The organism is Halomonas sp. SS10-MC5 (genome assembly GCF_015992245.1).
Lineage (GTDB): Bacteria > Pseudomonadota > Gammaproteobacteria > Pseudomonadales > Halomonadaceae > Halomonas > Halomonas sulfidoxydans.
The window spans coordinates 1,991,829-2,012,173 of sequence record NZ_CP065435.1 but is presented as its reverse complement, the minus strand read 5'-3'; the positions used below and the strand labels follow the sequence as shown (position 1 = coordinate 2,012,173).

The window sequence follows — 20,345 nt, the reverse complement described above, 5'->3', positions numbered from 1 at the left end:
GAGTGCTAGCTCAGGTTGGCTCCGGCTCGCTGACGTGAATACCGAACAGGCTGGCCTCGCCGGCGCTGCGGCCCAGCGATTCCGGCGCGGCGATGCGGCCGTCGCGCACCATGACGTGGCCGCCCTGCCCCTGAACGCCGCCGATCACGCTGCCCACCAGGTAGGTGGGGAAGATGTCGGGGTCGTTCTCGTAGTTGGGGTTGTGGATCAGGCCGATCATCTGGAAGCGCCCGCGGGTGTTGCGCAGCGACTCCAGCGAATCCTGGATCAGGCGGCGGTGCGAGAGCTTGGAGAACAGGCCGTCGAGCAGGATCACGCTTTCGCGGCTGGTACGCGCGCGGCGGCGGTGATGCCCCGGCAGTTCGCGCAGCTCGCGCTCGATGGCGAATTCCGATAGCTTGACCAGCCACATCAGCGACACCGCCTCGCGCTGCCCCTCCGACATCTCCTCATTGAGCGAGAACAGCCGGCCATGGGGGCGGATGGCGTCGTGCTTGAGGCGGATCGCCACGTCGTGAAACAACCCGCGGTAGATGCGCCGACGGATCTGGCGCAGCAGGTCGTCGTCGCGACGGCGCGCCTCGCCGTCGACCATGCCGCCGTCGCGCTCGGCGCGACGGCGCATGGCCGCCTGGTGCTCGTCGATGTCGGCCAGCAGCGTGGCAATCAGGTCGCGCAGCTGGTCGGGGCCGATCAGCGAGGCCTTGACCTCGAAGAAGGCGCCGCCCTCGCCGCTGCTCTTGGCCACGCGCTTGAGGATGTCGAGGTTGCCGGCGGCATCCGAGATGATCGAGCTGAGGCGCTCCACCAGGGTGCCTTCGATCTGCTCGCGAGAGGCGTGCAGCCGCTCGACCCGTATCTTGTGGTCGTCGAGTTGGCCGGCAAGCTGGTCGTGCAGGCGCGAGAGGTCGTCCAGCGCCTCGGCGCTGGCATGCGTCAGCCCGGCCAGGCGGGCACGCTCGGTGTCGCTGAACATGCGGCTGTGGGCCGCTTCGGCCAGGGCCTCGGCCAGCTTACGCTCGCCGCCGTCGACCTGGCGCGCCTGGCGCTCGCGGTTGCGCGCCTGCTCGCCCAGGTTGAGTTCGCCCAGGGCATCGACCAGGGTCTGCTGACAGGCCTCCAGCGCTTCGATGTCGAACTCGCCCTGCCCCTCGCTTGCGGCCATGTCGTGCCAGGCCTCGAGCGCGGCGTTGCGCGCCGCATGCTCGTCCGCCTCCCCGGGCCAGCGGCTGGCCTCGGCGAGATCGACCAGCGCTGCCAGGCGCCGCGGCCAGCCCTCGGGCAGGTCGCGCAGTACCCGCAGCCACTCCACCGCCAGTTGATCGATGCAGGCCAGCGCCCGGCGCTGCTCGGCCAGGCGTGCCTCCAGGGCGTCGCGCTCCTCTCCCCGCGCCTTGCGCGTCTCGCGCAGCTCACCCAGCTCGCGCCGCACCCGGGCGATCTCGCGCTCGAGCTTCTGGCTGCCGCCGGCGGCGTCGCGCACCTCCAGGTAGGCGCGAATACGGGTGAAGTCGAAGTCGGCGCGGCGGGTCGCCCGGGCCTGCGCGGCCTCCAGCTCCTCCTGCACCTCGGCGGCAGTGGTCATGAAGTCGACGCCACCCTCCGCTTCGAAGCGCGCCAGGGCACGCAGCCGGTCGCGCTCACCGTCGCTGAAGATGCCGCGCAGCTGGGCTTCGGTCTCTTCCACCTGGCGCTTGAGCGTCTCGCGCTGCTCCTCGGCGGCTTCCAGCCGAACGCTCGCCTCGCTCAGGTGGCGTTCGAGTTCGGCGAGGCGCGCCTCCAGCGCCTGCAGCCGCTCGACGCCGCCGGCATCGCTGAACTGCTCGGCAGCGAGCCAGGTCTGGCCATGGGCCTCCAGCTCGCGGGCCGCCGCTTCACGCCGCGGTGCGAGTTCGGCCAGCGCCGTCTCGGCTTCGAGCCGCGCCTCGGCGGCCTCCTGCTGGGCGAACTCCCCGCCCTCCTGCAGGTAGCGCTGGTAGTCGTCGATACAGGCGAGCGCGACGTCGGTCAGCCGCGGCGCCAGCGCCGCCTCGCGCTCGGCCAGCGCCGCCTGCCGCTCGGCCACGGCCTCCAGGGCCATCTCGACCTGGGCCTCGTCGGCCTCGCGGGCGCGCAGCGCCAGGGCGAAGGTGTCGCCGTGGGGGTCGAGCCGCTCGCATTCCACGGCCAGCGCCTTCTGCCGCTCACGGTCGGCGGCCAGCCGCTTCTCGGTGGCCTCGCGCAGCGCTTCCAGGTAGCTGGGATCCAGTGCGGCCTTGACCGCCAGGGTCTCGACGCCGGCCACCGCACCCAGGGGCGGCTCGCCCCGGGCCAGCAGGCCGGCCAGCGTCTCGGCCTCGAACACCGGCAGCGCCAGGCCCGCCTCGATCAGCGTGGCGACGACGGACTCGGCCGCCTCGCGTCCGGCCACCACCGGGGCGAACAGCACCCCGGCGGCCTGCACCAGCCACTCGCGCCGCTGTTCGGGGGTATGGGTCTCGACGTTGAGCACCGCATGCAGCGGCTGCCAGGCGATGCCGGCGTCATCCAGTTGGCGATGGGCCTCTGCCTCCACCACGCGCCGCTCCAGCGGATCGCCGGAGAGGCTCTCCAGGTAGCGCTCGCGGGCGGCGATGTCGGCTTCCAGCGTCTCCGCTTCGCGCAGCAGCCGCGGGTAGCGACGTCGGGCGTCGGCCAGCCACTTCTCCGGGCTCAGCTCGCTGCGCGCGGCGAAGTCGAGCCGCGCCCGGTGCAACGTGCGCAGGTGGTTCTCATCATCGAGCAGCCGCTTGCGCTCGTCCCCCAGTTCGCGCTCCGTCTCGCGCAGTCGTGCTCGCAGGTGCACCGGCTCGTCATCGCCGTGCAGCTCAGCGTAACGACGGGCGCCCTCGGCCAGCGGTGCCAGCCGGGCCAGGGTGCGCTCGGCCTCCTGGCGGCGCTGCTCGGCCTCGCGACAGTTCGACTCCAGCTCGGCCAGCGCCGTCTTGCGTCGCGTCCAGAAGCCGCTCACCTCTTCGCCCGGCCAGCCCTCGACGAAGGCGCGCCAGGGCGCCTGGCCGCGGACCAGCAGGCCCTGCTCGCCGCTCAGGCGCTCCCGCTCGCCGTTGAGCCGCTCACGCTCGCCGCGGGCGGTCTCGAAGGTGCCGAGCGCCTCGTCGCGGCGCCGGGTCAGCTCGTCGAGGGACTCGGCCAGCTCGGCCTCGCGCTCCAGCTTCTCCTCGAGCCGCTCGGCCGGTGCGATGCCCGGGCACTCGCGGCGGTAGGCGTCGTGCCAGGCGGCGACCTGCTTGAGCTCGCCGACGCGGCCCAGGTGCGCGTTGAGGGCGCGGCGAGCGTCGCCAGCCTCGGCCTTGGCCGCCTCGGCGCTGGCTTCGGGGGTTTCCAGCTCGGCCTCGCTGAACAGCCCCTCGGCCAGCGCCTGGGTGTAGAAACTCTGGTTGTCGACGAAGTCGCGCTGCTGGGACTCCAGCCGCTCGCGCTCGTGCTCCAGGTCGTCGCGGCGCTCGTCCAGCTCGGCGAGTTCGCGGGTCAGCTCCTCGAGATAGACCCCGTCGCCGATCACCTCCTCGCGGAAGCGGTTGCCGTCGGCGGCCTCGAAAGCGTCGGCGCCTTCGTCCAGCGCGCTCAGGGCGCGGTCGCGGGCCGTATCGTCGGCCAGGGCGTGGCTTTCGGCCAGCCACTCGCGGGCGGCCTTGAAGCTGACGTGGCCGACGTCGCGGTTGAGCGGCCACTCAGCCTGGGGCAGGTGGATCAGCCGGCGGTGCACGTCGACCCGGGCGCCACGCTCGGAGAGCGCCTGGCGCACGGCCCGCTCGGAAAGCCCCGAAAGCGTCGCCAGCAGCGAGGTGGAGACCCTCGGCCGCGAGGTATCGCCGACGATCCAGGCGAAGCCATCCAGCGGAGCGGCGCCGCGCGCTTCGGCGTCATCCTCGATGTCCACCTCGGCAGCGGCGCGGGGCAGCCCGGGCAGGCCCAGCAGCGCCTGCCCGCCCAGCAAGGCTTCGCTGGCTGCCAGGCCCTGGTCGAGCTCCATCAGGCGGGTGCGGGCGTCGCGCAGCGACTCGCCCTGTTCGCGCAGCTCGGCCAGGCGGACCACCTTGTCGCTGGCGCGGCGCTGGTCGCTCTCGGCCTCTTCCAGGCGATGACGCAGCTCGGTGATGTTGGTGCCGGAGTTGAGGATCACCTCCTCGATCAACTCCTCGCTCTCGTCGGTCTCGCCGCGGGTGGCGCCGGAGAGGATCTCGGGGGCCAGCACCTCGAAGAAGAACGCCTGGTCGGCCTTCTCGCCGGCGCGGGGCTTGATGGCGTTGAAGATCTGGCTCTTGTCGGCGCCGCCCTCCTTCTGGAAGGCGGCGAGCTGGGACAGCTCGCGACGGGAGACGTGAGCCCCCACCGCCTCGAGCCACTCCTCGCGGTTGTGAGTCAGGCGCACGCCGCGCTCGGCCATGGCCGCCTTGACGTCGCGGTTGGCGTAGAGCGCCAGCTTGCCGTCGAGGGTCAGGTGATGCACCGGCACGTCTTCGAGGCGCCCGGCATAGTGGTAGAACGAGAGCCCGCTGCCGTCGCTGTAGCCGTAGAAGCCGAACACGAAGGTCTCGCCGGCCACCTCCTCACCCGCCGCAGCGAGCATGTCGTCCTGGCGCTCGAGCCCGCTGCGCGAACGGAACTCCACCCGCAGGTGGCTCCAGCTACGCGCGCTGCCGCCCACCGCCGAGGGCGAGCATTTGCGCCGGGTGCGCGAGAGCAACGTGCGGTCCCGCGACAGCAGGCCGATCAGCGCCTCGGAGAGCGTGGTCTTGCCGAAGCCGTTCTCCATGCTGATGGCGCTCGACTGGCCGCGCAGGTCGAGCAGCAGGTGACGCATCTTGGCGTCCCAGGGCGAGGCCACGTCGCCGTGCTTGTTGAGCAGGTTGGCGACCTCGATGCGGTTGATCACGCTCATGCCTGGGTCTCCTCGTGCTCGTCGATGGCGGCTTCGTACGCTTCGTCCCGATAGCGCCCCTGGGCGCGGCCCTGGGCCAGCGCCTGCAGATGGCCGAGCTGATGGATGCCGATCTGCTCGCTCTCCAGCGCGCCGAGCAGGGTCTGCTGCCACACCTCGCCGACGCTCTCCTCGGTGCCGGCACTCGCCTCGGCGTCGCGCAGGCCTTCGAGCAGCCCGGCGCGCACCTGCAGGTCGATGAAGGCGCGCACCCGGCGGCTGATGTCCTCGCCGCGCTCCTCCAGCAGCACGCGGCTGCTCTCCGGCGCCTCTTCGCCCAGGCTACGCAGCGTCTCCAGCTGGTCGCGCATCAGCTCGACCAGCTCGGCCCCGGCGAAGGTGGCCTCCTGGTAGCGGCTGACGTCGGAGAGCGCGCGGTTGTAGCGGGTGTAGAGCAGCGTGTGCATCAGCAGCCACAGCTGCAGGTACCACTGGGCCAGCTCGGCGCGGCTCTCCTGGCGCAGCTTGAGCGCCTCGAACACCGGCTCGCGGGTGTAGAGCGGCGGCTGCTCCAGCTCCGGGTCGGGCAGCAGCGCGTAGTAGCGCGAGCCGGGCGCGATGCCGGGATAGTCGCCGGATTCGAAGGCCTTGAGCCGCAGGCCCTGGCCGGCCAGGAAATCCCGCAGCGCCTCGCGCTCGGCCTCGCTGGCGTCGTCGATCAGCGCGCAGACGTCGCGCTCGGAGAGCTGCCCCTCGCGGGCGGCGCGGCGCTTGCGCCCGCCGCCCGGGGTGCGTTCGGCGCTGCGGTAGCGCAGCAGGTAGGCGACCACTTCGCCCATCTCGGTCATGTTCATACTGGCTCGTCCTGATCGATGCGCGATATGCCATTAGGCGCGGCAGCGGGCGCCTGCAAGGAATGCGGCGCGGCAGCGGGCGCCTGCAAGGAATGCGGCGCAGCTTCGGGCGCCTGTAAGGAATGCGGCGCGGCGGCGGGCGCCTGAAAAAAGCCGAGAGAGGGCGTCACGGCCCCCTCGATGCGGCGACCGTCGTCGAGTTCGAGCTCGAACGGCGTCGCGTCGATCCCCACCGTCAGCCCCGGGGCCAGCAGTTCGGTATCGACGAAGGTGTTGAGCAACTGCGCCAGGCAATCGCCCTCCTCGAAGCGGTGCCAGGCCTCGGACAGCGCCTCGGGCAGCGACAGCGGCGCCCGCTGGATGCGCTGGCGCAACGCCGGGCCCCGCGCCTCGAGGAAACGCGCCAGCAGCGGGTCCTCGGGGGCGGCGTCGCGCGCCTCGTCGAACACCAGCGCCACCGGGCTGACGTCGGCGCGACGGCTCTCCAGCAGCGGCACCAGCGGCGCCAGACGCGGGAAGGTGGCCTGCACGTGCAGCGGCATCATGCGCGCCACCACGGCGTCGCGCAGCGCGCCTGCGGGCGGCGCCTCGAGCAGCTGGCGCGCCATGTCCTGGAAGTCGATCACGCCCATGGCCTGGATGCGCCCCTCGGCGATATCGGCCAAGAGCTCGGAGAGCCGCCGCGAGAGGTTCTCGATGGCGGTGAGAACGCGGCCGATGGCGCTTGCGAGCACGCGCAGGTCCCAGTCGTCGGACTGCGCCTCACGCCAGCCCTCGAAACGCTCCATCAGGCGCGGCGTGGCGAGCTGGGCGCGGGCGTCGAGCAGCGTCTGCTGAATGTTGGTCAGGGCGTTGTGGTAGTGGCGCTCGTTGTCGAGCAGTGCGGAGAGCTTGCCCTCGCGAGTGGGATTCTCGCGCACCCGCCGCAGCTCCTGGGTCAGCGCGCGGATCGCCAGCAGGATCTGGTTGGTGATGTCGGGAATGCGGGCGAAATCGCCCCGCGCCAGCGCCGCCAGCACCTTGGCGGCGTCATACTCGGAGTAGAGCAGGTCCTCGACCTGGCTGGCCAGGGTCACCGACTGGCGACCGCTCGGGGTGAGGCGCACCTGGCCGGTCTGGCCCTGCTTCTCGATCAGCGCGGTGCGCTTGGTGCTGCGCCGGCTGCGCTCCTCTGCCGTCGCGTCGTCGCCCATGGTCGGCGATGGCTGACGAAAGTGGATCTCGCTGGGGGTGGAGAGCAGGTTGATGACGAAGCTCAGGTCGTCATGGGGCAGCCCCGGGTAGCTCTCACGCAGGTGATTGAGGCAGCGGCTCTGCGAGACGAAGGCACTGTTGGTAGCGAAGTCCTCGTCGAGCAGGTAGTCGAGCAACAGGCAGCCAAGGTCGAGCCAGTAGCCGTCGCGCAGGCCGCGACGTTGCTCCTGGCTCACTTGCACGAAGGGCGAGCCGGGCTCGTGGGCGCTGTCGTGCAGGTCGATCAGCCGCGTCGTGGCGATCAGCAGCTTGCTCCAGGCGGTCATGGGGTCTTCCCTGCGGGCGAAGAAAAAGGGGCATTATGCCAAGCCCGGCACCTCGGGTCATGACGTGGTTGTCCCCAGCTCTCCACGCTTGCCGTGAGAGGCACGGGAAGCGCCCGGAAGAACAAGGCTATAGATGGCCCAGGAAAAAGCGAGTAGCGTGGCGCTCGACCTCCTCGAGCTTGCCGGGCTCCTCGAACAGATGCGTGGCACCGGGCACGACGACCAGTTCACATTCGCTCGCGGCGGTCATTCGCTCCCTGGCCTGCTGGTTAAGGTCGATCACCGGTTCGTCCCAGCCTCCCACCAGCAACAGCGTAGGTGCCTTCACCTGCGCCAGGTGCTCACCGGCCAGATCGGGGCGCCCGCCGCGGGAAACCACCGCACGCACCTGCTCCGGACGTTCGGCGGCGGCGATCAGTGCAGCCGCCGCCCCGGTGCTGGCACCGAACAGGCCGATCGAGAGATGCCGCGTCAGTTCGTCTGTCGCCACCCAACCTACCGCTGAGGTCATGCGCGTGCCGATCAGGGGAATGTCGAAGCGTAGCTGCCGGGTGCGCTCGTCGATCACGTTCTCTTCCGGTGTCAGCAGATCGAAGAGCAGCGTCGCCAGCCCGTTCTCGGCAAGATGCCGCGCCACCTGGCGATTGCGGCTGCTGAAACGGCTGCTGCCGCTGCCATGGGCAAACACCACGATGCCGGTCGCGCCATCGGGCAGGATCAGATCGCCTTCCAGCGCGACGCCGTCGGCATCGATCACGACACTCCTGGGTGTGGTCGTCATACGGCTACCTCCACTTGCTGATCTTGTCGCATTGGCTCCGGGACTGCCCGATCTCCCCCAAGTGTAGGCGCCCTGGAGCGCGCGCCCACTACACGCGCCCGCGGCTCTCCCCCATGGCCACCCCGCCGGCAATCAGGTGCGCCACGCGCAGCGGCTCGGGCACGCTGCCATGGGGCGTGGTGGCTCGTATCGCCGCGGCCGCCTCCTCCCTGCTCAGCCCCACGCGCTGGACGTAGATGCCCGCCAGCGGCTCCATCTCTCCCAGACGCTCGACCAGTGCCCACTTGCGCGCACCACCGGGAATGCGTTCGAGCAGGGCCCGGCGCATGGCCCCCTGGCGCGGCGCCCGGCGCGCCACCACCAGCACCGGCAGCCCCAGCTCGGCGTGCAGGCGCGGCACGTCGATCACGTTGAAACCGGCCAGGGCAACCCCCTGCAGCATGACCAGCTGCAGATGCGCGGCAAAGCGCGAGCTGCCGGCCAGGCGAATGAGCTCCCGTGTACTGTTGACGCCATCCCGGCGCACCTTGCCGGAAAGTACCCCTTCCAGGCGCAGCCCCGAGAACACCGTACCGACGATGGGCACATCGCCACGATGGCCGCGCGGGAACGGACAATCGTCGAAGCCGACGATATGCGAGAATGTGCGTCCGGTGGTCGCCATGGCCTCCGCCTTTCGAAAAAACGGTACGTAAAACAACTGCGCAGGGAGTGCCCACGTGATCGATCAAACGTTACAGCAGGTCTTCGGCTATGACGACTTCCGTCCCGGGCAGCGCCCGGTCATCGAAGCGATCACCGCCGGCCGTTCGGCGGCGGCGATCTTTCCCACCGGCTCGGGCAAGTCGCTTTGCTATCAGCTGCCGGCCCTGCACCTGCCCCACCTGACCCTGGTCATCTCGCCGCTGCTGGCGCTGATGCAGGATCAGTTGGCGTTTCTCGCGCGCCATGGCATCGCCGCCGCCAGCATCGACTCGGGCCAGAGCCGCGAGGAAACGGCGGCGGTGATGGAAGGCGTCAAGCGCGGCGAGATCCGTATCCTCATGGTCTCGGTGGAGCGGCTCAAGAACGAGCGCTTCCGTGCCTTCATCCGCCGCGTGCCGATCTCGCTGCTGGTCGTGGACGAGGCCCACTGCATCTCGGAGTGGGGTCACAACTTTCGCCCGGACTATCTCAAGCTGCCCCACTACCGGCATGAGTTCGGCATCCCTCAGGTCCTGCTGCTGACCGCCACGGCCACGCCGCGGGTGATCGCCGACATGCGCGAGCGCTTCGACATTGCCGAGGGCGACGTGACCGCCACCGGCTTCTATCGTCCCAACCTCAACCTGGAAGTGGCACCGGTGCCGGCCGAAACCCGGGCGCGGCGACTGGTCGAGTGGCTCCGTCCCAGGCTCGGCGGCGAACCGCCCCAGCCCACCATCGTCTACGTCACCCTGCAGCAGACCGCCGAACGCCTGGCCGCCTACCTGAGCAAGGCCGGTTTCGTTGCCACCGCCTACCACGCCGGGCTCGACGCCGAGACCCGCGAGCGCCTCCAGCGCGACTTCATGGCCGGCAATACGCCCTGCATCGTCGCTACCATCGCCTTCGGCATGGGCATCGACAAGGCCGACATTCGCAACGTGGTGCACTTCGACCTGCCCAAGTCGGTCGAGAACTACAGCCAGGAGATCGGCCGCGCCGGCCGCGACGGCCAGCCCTCCGACTGCCTGATGCTGGCCGGGCGCGATCACGTCAACGTGCTGGAGAACTTCGTCTACGGCGACACCCCTGAGCTTCACGGCATCCGCAAGGTGATCGACGAGCTGATCGAGGCCCCCGGGGCCGCACGCCAGTGGGAGCTGGTGCTCAACTCGCTCTCCCAGCACAGCAACATCCGCCCGCTGCCGCTCAAGACGCTGCTGGTCCAGCTCGAACTGCGCGGCATCATCGCACCACGCTACAGCTACTTCGCCGAGTACCGCTTCCGCCTGCACGACGAGCCCGAGGCGCTGGTGTCGCGCTTCGAGGGCGAACGCAGCGCCTTCGTGCAGGCGATTCTCGACGCCTCCCAGCGTGCCCGCACCTGGTTCAGCCTCGACTTCGCGGCCCTCGAGCGGCTGGGCGAGGAGCGCGGCCTCAACGTCGAGCGCGCCCGCGTGCTCACCGCGCTGGACTACTTCGTCGCCCAGGGCTGGATGGTGCTCGAGAGCAAGCAGATGACCGAGGTCTATGAGGTGCTGCGCGACGACATCGACCCGGCGGCCCTGACCGAGGAGCTGCACGCCTATTTCCATGACAAGGAGCGGGCCGAGGTCGACCGCCTGCACGCCATGCTGGCGCTGTTCGAGAGCGAGGCGTGCCTGAGTCGCCGGCTAGCCGAATGGTTCGGCGATACCCGAGCACCCGAGCGCTGCGGCCACTGCTCGGCCTGCCGCGGCGTCGTCGCCCAGTTGCCCTCCCCCGAGCCGCTCGAGCCGCTTCAGGGCGAAACCATCGAGCGGCTCACGGGTGAACTGGTGCAGCAACTGTCCGTCAGCGACGAACCCCATCCTGCCAGCCCCGACCTGCTGGCGCGCTTCCTGTGCGGCCTGACCAGCCCCCTGCTCACCCGGCTCAAGGCGCGACGCCTGGCGGGCTTCGGCGCGCTGGAAGCCTACCGCTACGCGGAGGTCAGGGAACTGGCCGCTCGCTCGTCATGGGTGGACGGTCAGGCGTCGGCGGCACCGATGCCGTAGCTGCGCAGCTTGTTGGCAATGGTGGTGTGCGACACCCCGAGGCGCTTGGCCAGCTGTCGGCTGGAAGGGTATTGCGGATAGAGCGCCGCCAGCACGCGGCGCTCCACGTCACTCATGATGTCGGCCAGGCTGCCGTCCATATCGATGCCCGACAGTCCCGGCGCCTCGCCCACGTCCGGCAGGCGCAGGTGCGAAGGCTCGATGGCATCGCCCTCGCACAGCGATACCGCCTGGAACAGCACGTTCTCCAGCTGGCGCACGTTGCCCGGCCAGTGGTAGGTGGAGAGTCGCGCCAGCGCCGCCGGCGACAGCCCAGGCATGCGACAGCCGATCTGGCGGGCGGCACGATCGATGAAGTGCATTGCCATGGCCTCGATACCGTCGAGACAATCGCGCAGCGGTGGCACCGTCAGCGACAGCACGTTGAGCCGGTGGTAGAGATCGTGACGGAAGAGGCCTTCGGCACAAAGCTTGGGCAGATCCTGCTGGGTGGCACAGATCACCCGCACGTCGAGGTAGGTCTCCTCGTCGCTGCCCACCCGGCGAAAACCGCCGTCCTGCAGGAAGCGCAGCAGCTTGACCTGCAGCCGCGGGCTCATCTCGCCCACCTCGTCGAGAAAGATGGTGCCGCCCGTGGTCATCTCCAGCAGCCCGAGCTTGCCCTCGGGGCGAGCCCCTTCGAAGGCACCCGGCGCGTAGCCGAACAGCTCCGTCTCGGCCATCGACTCCGGCAGGCCGGCGCAGTTGAGCGCCATGAACGGCGCCTGCCCGCGGGCGCTGGCCAAGTGGCAGGCCCGGGCCAGCAGCTCCTTGCCGGTGCCGGTCTCGCCGTGGATCAGCAGCGGCGCATCCAGCGGCGCCATGCGCCGCGCCTCGCGAATCAGCGCGGCCAGCCTGGGGCTCGCCTGGAACAGCGCATCGAAGCCACGCAGCTCCTGGCGCTGCACCTGATAGATGCGCTCGCCGATCCGGTCGGCGCTGTGCAGGGTCACCACGGCGCCGGCCAGGGAGGCCACGTCGTCGTGATGCTCGCGGTGCAGCGGCGCGATGTCGGCGAGGAAGGTCGCGTCGCGCAATTTGATGCGCAGGCCGTTGACCCGCGCATTGTTGCGCCGGATCAGCGCCGGCAGATCCACGTCGGGCAGGTAACGGTTGAGCGACAGCCCCGGCACCTCGTCGATACGCACCCCGAGCAGCTGCCCGGCGGCGCGGTTGGCGGCGACGATATGCCCTTCCATGTCGATCGACATCACCGGGTCGGAGAGCGACGACAGCAGCGCATCGAGTTCCAGGTGACGCCGTTCGCTCGGCATCAGGCTGACCCGGCGCACGCCGAATACACCAGGGACCGCTTCCAGCTCCGGCTTCAGCGTGGCCAGCTGCGCATTGAGCAGATTGGGGATGTGCAGATAGATGGCATTGCCGTGCTCACCGCCCACTTCGCCACGTGCCACGTTGAGGCCGTAGTCGACGAAATGCGAAACGATGTCGCGCAGAATGCCGATACGGTTCTGGCAGTGAAATCTCAATCTCATGACGGGCCTCCGGAGGGGGAATCGGCAGGCCGGGCAAGCCGAAAATGACGTCAAGGCGACGTGACTCGGCTGTAAAGATAACGTGACACCTCGCTCGACTCAAACTCGCGCGGGCCTCGGTTCGACAGGAACAGGCAAGGACGCACGAGAAGTCGTCAGGTTTTCTTTACGCCTACCGCATCGCCCGCTGCCTGATACACGTCTCGGGACGCATCATCCTGGGCATCAAGGCACATAGACTCGGGTCAAAGGTTCGCAGGACAAACACAAGATTCGCCGACCGGAGACAGCCATGACGTCATCCCATCCGACCCTCAGCGACGTGGCCAGCAAGACTGGCTATCGTGCGCGACTGCCCGACGACAACGGCTTCATCGACTGGCCCGACCAGGACAACGCCACCTGGCAGACCCTGATGCAGCGCCAGCTCGGCATGCTGGAGGGACGCGTCTGCCAGGAGTACCTCGACGGCCTGGAGCGCCTCGCCCTGCCCGTGGACCGCATTCCCCAGCTCGCCGATATTGACCGCGTGCTGCATGCCGCCACCGGCTGGCAGACCGCCCAGGTCCCGGCGCTGATACCGTTCGACACCTTCTTCGAACTGCTGGCCAACCGGCGCTTCCCGGTGGCCACCTTCATCCGCACCCCGGAGGAGCTCGACTACCTCAAGGAGCCGGACATCTTCCACGAGATCTTCGGCCACTGCCCGATGCTCACCAACCCGGCCTTCGCCGAATTCACCGCCACCTACGGTCGCCTCGGCCTGGCCGCCGAGCCCAAGGAGCGGGTCTACCTGGCGCGGCTCTACTGGATGACCGTGGAGTTCGGCCTGGTGGACACCCCGGCCGGACGGCGCATCTATGGCGGCGGCATCATCTCCTCGCCCAAGGAGACCCTGCATGCGCTGTCGGACGTGCCCGAGCATTTCCCGTTCGACCCCATCGAGGCGCTGCGCACACCCTATCGCATCGACATCCTGCAGCCGCTCTACTACGTACTTGACGATCTCTCGAGGCTGCACGAGCTTTCCCAGCAGGACATCATGGGCATGGTGCACCGAGCCATGGAACTGGGCCTGCACGAACCCCGCTTCGAGCCGGCCCCGAAGAAGGCCGCCAAGGCGTAAACGCTACCGCGACATTCCCCAACAACACCCCGACGAGGAAGAAGCATGACCGAACTCTCCGAACAGCAGTGCGAAGCGTGCAGCTGGGACGCCCCCCACGTCAGCGATGACGAGATCGAAACGCTCAAGCGGGACATTCCCGAGTGGAGCCTGGTCGAGCGCGACGGCATCAAGCAGCTCGAACGCGTGTACAAGTTCCGCAACTTCAAGCAGGCGCTGGCCTTCACCAACCGCGTCGGTGAGATCGCCGAGGAAGCCGGGCACCACCCCGCCCTGCTGACCGAATGGGGCAAGGTCACCGTGACCTGGTGGTCGCACGAGATGAAGGGCCTGCACAAGAATGACTTCATCCTCGCCGCGCGTACCGACAAGGCGGCCGCGAGCGAGTGACGCGAACGGCTTCGCCCGATGCCCTGGCGTTGGCATTGGGCGAAGCCGTTTCCAGCACCGCTACTACGGCCTTCGGTCGGATGTCTCACAAGATCGATGGCCAATGTCGCCCAGCTTCTATCGTCTTTGTCTTACATAGCAAAGGGCGATATGCCTCTCTTTTTCCCCGCCTGCCTCGTTTAGCGTGGAGCACGAGACCCGTTGGCGTCTCAAACCCAACATGAAGACAACTTCACGAAGCGAGGAAAATAACGATGAAGGGAGTCGTACAGGCAGCCCTGCTGGCGCTGACACTGAGCTTCGGCTCACTGGCCATGGCCCAGGACGTGGCACCGATCAACGTCAACACCGCCGATGCGGAACTGCTCGCCGAGCTGCCGGGCATCGGCCCGAGCCGCGCCCAGGCGATCATCGAGGATCGCGAGGCCAACGGCAATTTCGAAAGCGCCGATGACCTGACCCGGGTGAGCGGCATCGGATCGGCCACCGTGGACGGTTTCCGCGACCAAGTGGAATTCTGAGCTCAGGATCGAGCATTGGTCGAAACGCAGCGAGGCCGGCTACCCGCCGGCCTCGCTGTCGTTCTGGGCAGGGTTCGTTCTTATTTGCCTATAGACGCAAACCACCGTCGCACTCGATCACCCGACCGGTGAAATAATCGTTCTCGATGATGAACGCCACGCTCTGGGCGATATGATCGGGATCACCGAGCCGTCTGAGCGGCACGCCGGCGGTCAGCTTCTCGAGCATGTCCGCACGCATCGAGGCGGTCATGTCGGTTTCGATGAAACCCGGCGCCACCGCCCCTACGCGGATCCCATAGCGCGCCAGTTCCTTGGCCCAGGTGGTGGTCAGCGCCACCACGGCGGCCTTGGCGGCTGCGTAGTTGCTCTGCCCCATGTTACCGGCGCGTGAGATGCTCGAAATATTGACGATCACACCGCCCTGGTCGGCCTCGACCATCTGGCTGGCCGCCTCACGGCCGCAGAGGAAGACGCCGGTAAGGTTGACGTCGATGACAGACTGCCACTGCTCGAGCGACATGGTCTTCTCGACCTTGCCGTCCCTGGCCTTGACCAGCAGCGCATCGCGCAGGATGCCGGCATTGTTGACCAGGCCGCTCACCGGCCCGAGCGATGCGGCCACATCGCCGAAGGCCCGCTTCACCGAGGCCTCGTCCGCCACGTTCACTCTGAAGGCACCGGCCTCGATGCCCTCCGCGTGCAGAGCGGAGACGGCCTTGTCCAGGGCCTCCGCGTCCATATCCATGAGTGCCAGCGTGGCGCCCTGGCGGCCCAGGCGACGGGCCATGGCGAAGCCAAGGCCCCTGGCGCCGCCGGTAATGGCTATTACGCTATTGTCCAGTTTCATTCACTGTCCCCACTAATGTGTCAATCGGAAGGTTCGGGCCCGGCGACGCCCCGTATCTTTTCCACTGGCCTCTTTTCCACTGGCCTCGTCCCCCTTACATTCGGCACAAACCTCAATCGACTTTAGGTCCAGGGCGATTTTTTGTGCGGCGCAATACAAGCGTATCACGAACCTCTACTCGAATAGGATGCCGCTTGAATTTCCCCTCCCTGCCCCCATGTTCAGCACAACGCCACCCTCGGAGACGTCATGCCGTTACTGATTCTCTTCACGCTTTTCACCCTGCTCGACTTCATCGTGCTGTTCTCCGTAGGCAGCCAGATCGGCCTTCTGCCTACCCTGGCCCTGGTGCTGGCCACCGGTTTCATCGGGCTCCATCTGATTCGTCGGCAGGGTATCGCCACGCTCGCCCGTGCACGCCAGCGCCTGGCGCAGGGCGAACTCCCTTCCGGCGAGCTGTTCACCGGCGCAGCGTTGATCTTTGGCGGCGCCCTGATGCTCGCCCCCGGCTTCCTGTCCGATGCGCTCGGCCTGCTCTGTGTCTTGCCCGGCGCACGCCGTCTGTTGGCCCGCCTGCTGGCGCTGATCAACCTTCGCCTGCTTGCAGGGGTCCATCGCCATTCGCCAGGCGGCACGGGACACGGCGGCGAATGGCACCGGCCCGAGCATGGCCCCAACGCGCGCAGTGACGACGAAACGCGGCAGAGCGCCGGCCAGGGGCAGCCACTGGAGGGCGACTTCATAAGTCGCAACGAGCCACGCCGCTAGTCTCGTCAGCGCGTTGGCCCGAGACGAAAAATTTTTACCGCAGGGGCTTGAAAGGTATTCACCCGGCCCCATTTCACGGTCAGCACCAGGCTACGGTGTCGAGTGGAACTCGGCATCTTTGACAAGGAAGGCGTCCTCGCCTCCACCTTCCAGTCAGGAAGGCAGTGATGAACCGCCATGCTGCGCATGGCACAACTGACCATCAGGAGAACGTGAGCAATGAACATCCGTCCCTTGCACGATCGCGTCGTCGTCCGTCGCGTTGAAGAAGAGCAAAAGACCGCTGGCGGCATCGTGCTTCCGGGCAACGCCCAGGAAAAGCCGACTCGTGGCGAAGTGCTCGCCGTCGGTAACGGCCGGATTCTCGACAACGGTGACGTTCGTCCGCTGGACGTCAAGGTCGGCGACACCGTGATTTTCAAGGAAGGCTTCGGCGTCGAGAAGCAGAAGATCGATGGCGAGGAAGTCCTGATCATGAGCGAGACCGACATTCTCGCCGTGGTCGAAGGCTGAGCCGTCACGCCCTACTCCGTTCCCATAAGACGTTCACGAACTCACAGGAAGTAACGAAAAATGGCAGCGAAACAAGTCAAATTCTCCGATGACGCCCGCAAGCGCATGGCCCGTGGCGTTGACGTTCTGGCCAACGCCGTCAAGGCCACCCTGGGTCCGAAGGGCCGCAACGTGGTTCTGGAGAAGTCCTTCGGCGCACCGACCGTGACCAAGGATGGCGTCTCCGTGGCCAAGGAAATCGAACTGAAAGACAAGTTCGAGAACATGGGCGCACAGATGGTCAAGGAAGTCGCCTCCAAGACTTCCGACGTCGCCGGTGACGGTACCACCACCGCTACCGTGCTGGCCCAGTCCATCGTGACCGAGGGCATGAAGGGCGTGACCGCCGGCATGAACCCGATGGACCTGAAGCGCGGTATCGACCAAGCCGTCATTGCCGCCGTCAAGGAAATCGAAGCGCTGGCCGTGCCCTGCACCGACTCCAAGGCCATTGCCCAGGTCGGCACCATCTCCGCCAACGGCGACAAGCGCATCGGTGAGATCATCGCCGAAGCGATGGAGAAGGTCGGCAAGGAAGGCGTCATCACCGTCGATGAAGGCCGTGGCTTCGAGGACGAGCTGGAAGTCGTCGAGGGCATGCAGTTCGACCGCGGCTATCTGTCGCCCTACTTCGTGACCAACCAGGACACCATGGCGGTCGAGCTCGAAGACCCCTACCTGCTGCTGGTCGACAAGAAGATCTCCAACATCCGCGAACTGCTGCCGGTGCTGGAAGCCGTCGCCAAGTCCGGCAAGCCGCTGGCGATCATCGCCGAGGACATCGAGGGCGAGGCCCTGGCCACCCTGGTGGTCAACAACATGCGCGGCATCGTCAAGGTCGCGGCCGCCAAGGCGCCCGGCTTCGGCGACCGTCGCAAGGCCATGCTGCAGGATATCGCCATCCTGACCAACGGCACCGTGATCTCCGAGGAAGTGGGTCTGACCCTGGAGCAGGCCAACCTGGATCACCTGGGCAGCGCCAAGCGCATCACCATGTCCAAGGAGAACACCACCATCATCGACGGCGCCGGTAACGAGGGCGACATCGAGGCCCGCGTCAACCAGATCCGCGCGCAGATCGAAGAGACCTCTTCCGACTACGACCGCGAGAAGCTGCAGGAGCGCGTCGCCAAGCTGGCTGGCGGTGTTGCCGTCATCCGCGTCGGTGCCGCCACCGAAGTCGAGATGAAGGAGAAGAAGGCTCGCGTCGAGGACGCCCTGCACTCCACTCGCGCCGCGGTCGAGGAAGGCGTGGTGCCTGGCGGCGGTACCGCCCTGGTGCGCGTACTGACCAAGATCAAGGACCTCAAGGGCGAGAACGAGGACCAGACCCACGGTATCGCCATCGCGCTGCGCGCCATGGAGTCTCCGCTGCGTCAGATCGTGACCAACGCCGGTCAGGAAGCCTCCGTGATCCTCAACGAGGTGAAGGCTGGCCAGGGCAACTTCGGCTACAACGCCCAGACTGGCGAGTTCGGCGACCTGTTCGAGATGGGGGTGCTGGACCCCGCCAAGGTGACCCGCACCGCGCTGCAGTCCGCCGGTTCCGTGGCTGGCCTCATGATCACCACCGAGTGCATGATCGCCGACGATCCGGAAGAGAAGGAAGGCGGCCCGGACATGGGCGGCATGGGTGGAATGGGTGGCATGGGCGGCATGATGTAAGCCGGCCCTGACCCAAGCCCTACAAAAGCCCCGCCTCGTGCGGGGCTTTTGTTTGCGCGTAAAGTAGGAGCAAGAATTCAAGGCCAGGTAGAATATGTTCCTCAAGGGGGCGCTACGCGCCAGTCTGCTTTCTTCACTCTTCCGTCTTGCCTACATGCTCGCCAATATCCGTATCGTCCTCGTCCAGACCTATCACCCCGGCAACATCGGCGCCTCGGCGCGGGCCATGAAGACCATGGGCCTGACCGACCTGGTGCTGGTCAATCCGCGCTGCTTTCCCGACAGCGAGGCCTCGCGCCTCGCCGCGGGCGCCGAGGATGTGGTCGACAACGCTCGCGTGGTCGGCTCTCTTCAGGAAGCCATCGCCGACTGCGTGCAGGTGGTGGGGGCCAGTGCCCGGCTGCGCAGCCTGCCGCTGCCCCACTTCGATGAACCCGAGGCAATGGCCCGTGAGCTCGTCGCCCATGCGGAGGACGATCCGGTGGCGCTGGTGTTCGGTCGCGAGCGCTTCGGGCTGACCAACGACGAGATTCGCTGTTGCAGCCATCAGGTCAGCATCCCGGCCAATCCCGATTACGGCATCCTAAATCTCTCCCAGGCGGTTCAGGTGCTCGCCTATGAGACGTTCAAGGCCTGGCGCCGGCGACCCGAGAGCGACCACTGCCAACCGCGCCCCGCCGAGGAGCGCCGGCCGACCCGCGAGCAGCTCGACCACTTCCACGCCCATCTGAGCCGGGTGATGCAGGCCAGCGGTTTCCTGACCCAGCCCCATGCCCGCACCGAAGCCCAGCTGCAGGCGCTGTTCGCTCGGGCTCAGCCCACCCGCAAGGAGCTCTCGCTGCTGCGCGGCCTGCTCCGCTCACTGGAAGAATCGGCCCAGGACGACTAGGCTTCGATATGCCTTTGTCCGACCGTTTTCACCGCGCCGTCATGGCCATGTCATCAGTTGATGGGATAAAGGTACATGCCCCCGCCAGGGGGAGGAAGACAAGGGACACTGTCGAGCTGCGACACGGATGCGGGCAAGGAAGCTTTACCGAAGCGGCATTGCACATGCCCAGGGAGACATGCGCCACGAGGCTCCGCGCCCGTGGCGCTCTTTGTTGCGCCTACGGATCCTGCGCCAGAGACGCTCGATCCAGCGACTCCCAGCCCGGAACCCCCTGACGAATGCGCTGGGAGAAATCGGTCGCGCGATGCACTCGGCGCGCCTGGTCATCGATACGCCCTTTCATCTCCAGCTCGGAAAGCGTGAAGCCGGGCCACAGCCCGCCGACCTTGAAGGCGTAGCCCGGCAGCCGGTCGGTCACCAGCAGACGGTAGTCGAGGGGCAGGCGGGCCCCGATGCCGCGCGCCATGGCGAAGATCAGCGTGGTGCAGTTGGCGGTGATGGTGTTGTAGAAGCGCGGCGCCTTGGCGAGCGCATTGGCCTCCTCGACGTAGGCGAGCAGCAGCGAACGCATGGCAGCCTGCGGCATGCGCAGCCGGAACAGCGACACCCGCTCGCCGCGTACCTTGCTGCGCAGGCCCACCGCGTCGCGCTCGTCGGCCGCCACGATGGCGAGCTCATACTGGCGAAAGAAGCCGCCGATTTCGGAGAAGCGTTCGCCCTTCAGGCGTCTTACCTCCACCGAGAAGACCACGAACTGCTGCCCTTCGAAGCCGAACGAGACCATCACGTGGGCGACGCCCGGTCGCCCCCAGCTGGAGACGATCATGTCGACCGAATCGAGGCGCTCCAGGTCGTAGCGGCGCGCCTCCCAGTGCACCTCGGCCTCGTCGCGGGTTCGCCAGTCGAAATCGCGCACGTGATGCAGCATCAAGTGGCTGCCCTGCAGCTCGCCGGTGGCCAGATAGGCCACGTCATCGGACCAGGGCCGATCGTGAGTCGGCCGCAGCCGGAACCACCAGATCAGCAGCAGCAACAGCAACAGCACCTGGATCCCGTTCGCCCACCATTGCCCCTGTCCTCCCAGCAGCAACAGGACCAGGGCCGCCGCGCCCCAGCAGGCCACGGCCAGCCGTCGTCGGCTTCGCGATCCGGGCAGGCGAAACCACAGCGCGGCGGCTCCCCACGCCATGCCCATCGCCATTAGCAGCGTTACCAGTAAGCCGATTGCCTGAGTCATGGCACCCCACTGTCGTCGAAGTGCGGCCATATTA

The 20,345-nt window shown here is 67.6% G+C and carries 16 protein-coding genes; 8 read left to right on the top strand and 8 right to left on the bottom strand.

Annotated features, from left to right (window positions below):
• Positions 1 to 10 precede the first annotated feature (10 nt).
• The 5 genes from I4484_RS09475 to I4484_RS09455 form a co-directional block, all read right to left on the bottom strand.
• A complete protein-coding gene (locus tag I4484_RS09475; RefSeq protein WP_197450699.1) occupies positions 11 to 4,921 on the bottom strand; it encodes a hypothetical protein in 4,911 nt (1,636 codons plus the stop codon).
• Positions 4,918 to 5,754: a hypothetical protein gene (locus I4484_RS09470; RefSeq protein ID WP_197450698.1), complete on the bottom strand. Its 837-nt coding sequence runs from the start codon at positions 5,752 to 5,754 to the stop codon at positions 4,918 to 4,920. The genes I4484_RS09475 and I4484_RS09470 overlap by 4 nt, the downstream gene beginning before the upstream one ends.
• Complete coding sequence (locus I4484_RS09465; RefSeq protein WP_234283500.1) at positions 5,751 to 7,274, bottom strand: hypothetical protein; 1,524 nt, start codon at positions 7,272 to 7,274, stop codon at positions 5,751 to 5,753. The genes I4484_RS09470 and I4484_RS09465 overlap by 4 nt, the downstream gene beginning before the upstream one ends.
• Positions 7,275 to 7,401: 127 nt before the next feature.
• Complete coding sequence (locus I4484_RS09460; protein ID WP_197450697.1) at positions 7,402 to 8,055, bottom strand: dienelactone hydrolase family protein; 654 nt, start codon at positions 8,053 to 8,055, stop codon at positions 7,402 to 7,404.
• Between the two features lie 88 nt (positions 8,056 to 8,143).
• A complete protein-coding gene (locus tag I4484_RS09455) occupies positions 8,144 to 8,719 on the bottom strand; it encodes a DUF99 family protein (protein ID WP_197450696.1) in 576 nt (191 codons plus the stop codon).
• A 55-nt stretch (positions 8,720 to 8,774) separates the two neighbouring features.
• On the opposite strand from I4484_RS09455, the gene I4484_RS09450 reads away from it, so the two are divergent.
• On the top strand, positions 8,775 to 10,775 hold the full coding sequence (locus I4484_RS09450; protein WP_197450695.1) for an ATP-dependent DNA helicase RecQ: 2,001 nt from the start codon (positions 8,775 to 8,777) through the stop codon (positions 10,773 to 10,775).
• Here the strand turns inward: I4484_RS09450 and I4484_RS09445 are convergent.
• On the bottom strand, positions 10,748 to 12,310 hold the full coding sequence (locus I4484_RS09445; RefSeq protein ID WP_197450694.1) for a sigma-54-dependent transcriptional regulator: 1,563 nt from the start codon (positions 12,308 to 12,310) through the stop codon (positions 10,748 to 10,750). The two genes, I4484_RS09450 and I4484_RS09445, sit on opposite strands and share 28 nt — an antisense overlap.
• Before the next feature lie 292 nt (positions 12,311 to 12,602).
• On the opposite strand from I4484_RS09445, the gene phhA reads away from it, so the two are divergent.
• The 3 genes from phhA (at position 12,603) to I4484_RS09430 (ending at position 14,347) form a co-directional block, all read left to right on the top strand.
• A complete protein-coding gene (phhA, locus tag I4484_RS09440) occupies positions 12,603 to 13,436 on the top strand; it encodes a phenylalanine 4-monooxygenase (protein WP_197450693.1) in 834 nt (277 codons plus the stop codon).
• Between the two features lie 45 nt (positions 13,437 to 13,481).
• Positions 13,482 to 13,826 carry a 4a-hydroxytetrahydrobiopterin dehydratase gene (locus I4484_RS09435; RefSeq protein WP_197450692.1) on the top strand — a complete coding sequence of 115 codons (345 nt, stop codon included), beginning with the start codon at positions 13,482 to 13,484 and terminating at the stop codon, positions 13,824 to 13,826.
• A 254-nt stretch (positions 13,827 to 14,080) separates the two neighbouring features.
• Positions 14,081 to 14,347, top strand: a complete 267-nt coding sequence (locus I4484_RS09430; protein ID WP_197450691.1) for a ComEA family DNA-binding protein — start codon at positions 14,081 to 14,083, stop codon at positions 14,345 to 14,347.
• Between the two features lie 88 nt (positions 14,348 to 14,435).
• Here I4484_RS09430 and I4484_RS09425 read toward each other — a convergent pair whose 3' ends face one another.
• Entirely contained in the window at positions 14,436 to 15,197 is a 762-nt protein-coding gene (locus I4484_RS09425; protein WP_197450690.1) for an SDR family oxidoreductase, read from the bottom strand.
• A 249-nt stretch (positions 15,198 to 15,446) separates the two neighbouring features.
• On the opposite strand from I4484_RS09425, the gene I4484_RS09420 reads away from it, so the two are divergent.
• The 4 genes from I4484_RS09420 (at position 15,447) to I4484_RS09405 (ending at position 19,071) form a co-directional block, all read left to right on the top strand.
• Positions 15,447 to 15,965: an FxsA family protein gene (locus I4484_RS09420; protein ID WP_197450689.1), complete on the top strand. Its 519-nt coding sequence runs from the start codon at positions 15,447 to 15,449 to the stop codon at positions 15,963 to 15,965.
• A 219-nt stretch (positions 15,966 to 16,184) separates the two neighbouring features.
• Entirely contained in the window at positions 16,185 to 16,478 is a 294-nt protein-coding gene (locus I4484_RS09415) for a co-chaperone GroES (protein ID WP_197450688.1), read from the top strand.
• 60 nt (positions 16,479 to 16,538) lie between these two features.
• A complete protein-coding gene (gene groL, locus I4484_RS09410; RefSeq protein WP_197450687.1) occupies positions 16,539 to 18,182 on the top strand; it encodes a chaperonin GroEL in 1,644 nt (547 codons plus the stop codon).
• Positions 18,183 to 18,336: 154 nt separating this feature from the next.
• Positions 18,337 to 19,071, top strand: coding sequence for an RNA methyltransferase (locus I4484_RS09405; RefSeq protein WP_197450686.1), 735 nt, complete (start codon positions 18,337 to 18,339; stop codon positions 19,069 to 19,071).
• A gap of 220 nt (positions 19,072 to 19,291) precedes the next feature.
• On the opposite strand, the gene I4484_RS09400 is transcribed toward I4484_RS09405, so the two are convergent.
• Positions 19,292 to 20,311 (bottom strand): DUF4105 domain-containing protein, encoded by a 1,020-nt coding sequence (locus tag I4484_RS09400; protein WP_197450685.1) that lies wholly within the window; start codon positions 20,309 to 20,311, stop codon positions 19,292 to 19,294.
• Between the last annotated feature and the right edge of the window lie 34 nt (positions 20,312 to 20,345).

Coding starts and splice junctions, on each gene's coding strand:
- I4484_RS09470 (WP_197450698.1), bottom strand. CDS start 5,754: ATGAACATGACCGAGATGGGCGAAGTGGTCGCCTACCTGCTGCGCTAC.
- I4484_RS09420 (WP_197450689.1), top strand. CDS start 15,447: ATGCCGTTACTGATTCTCTTCACGCTTTTCACCCTGCTCGACTTCATC.
- I4484_RS09460 (WP_197450697.1), bottom strand. CDS start 8,055: ATGACGACCACACCCAGGAGTGTCGTGATCGATGCCGACGGCGTCGCG.
- I4484_RS09455 (WP_197450696.1), bottom strand. CDS start 8,719: ATGGCGACCACCGGACGCACATTCTCGCATATCGTCGGCTTCGACGAT.
- I4484_RS09435 (WP_197450692.1), top strand. CDS start 13,482: ATGACCGAACTCTCCGAACAGCAGTGCGAAGCGTGCAGCTGGGACGCC.
- I4484_RS09405 (WP_197450686.1), top strand. CDS start 18,337: ATGCTCGCCAATATCCGTATCGTCCTCGTCCAGACCTATCACCCCGGC.
- I4484_RS09465 (WP_234283500.1), bottom strand. CDS start 7,274: ATGACCGCCTGGAGCAAGCTGCTGATCGCCACGACGCGGCTGATCGAC.
- I4484_RS09425 (WP_197450690.1), bottom strand. CDS start 15,197: ATGAAACTGGACAATAGCGTAATAGCCATTACCGGCGGCGCCAGGGGC.
- I4484_RS09475 (WP_197450699.1), bottom strand. CDS start 4,921: ATGAGCGTGATCAACCGCATCGAGGTCGCCAACCTGCTCAACAAGCAC.
- groL (WP_197450687.1), top strand. CDS start 16,539: ATGGCAGCGAAACAAGTCAAATTCTCCGATGACGCCCGCAAGCGCATG.
- I4484_RS09445 (WP_197450694.1), bottom strand. CDS start 12,310: ATGAGATTGAGATTTCACTGCCAGAACCGTATCGGCATTCTGCGCGAC.
- I4484_RS09400 (WP_197450685.1), bottom strand. CDS start 20,311: ATGACTCAGGCAATCGGCTTACTGGTAACGCTGCTAATGGCGATGGGC.
- I4484_RS09415 (WP_197450688.1), top strand. CDS start 16,185: ATGAACATCCGTCCCTTGCACGATCGCGTCGTCGTCCGTCGCGTTGAA.
- phhA (WP_197450693.1), top strand. CDS start 12,603: ATGACGTCATCCCATCCGACCCTCAGCGACGTGGCCAGCAAGACTGGC.
- I4484_RS09430 (WP_197450691.1), top strand. CDS start 14,081: ATGAAGGGAGTCGTACAGGCAGCCCTGCTGGCGCTGACACTGAGCTTC.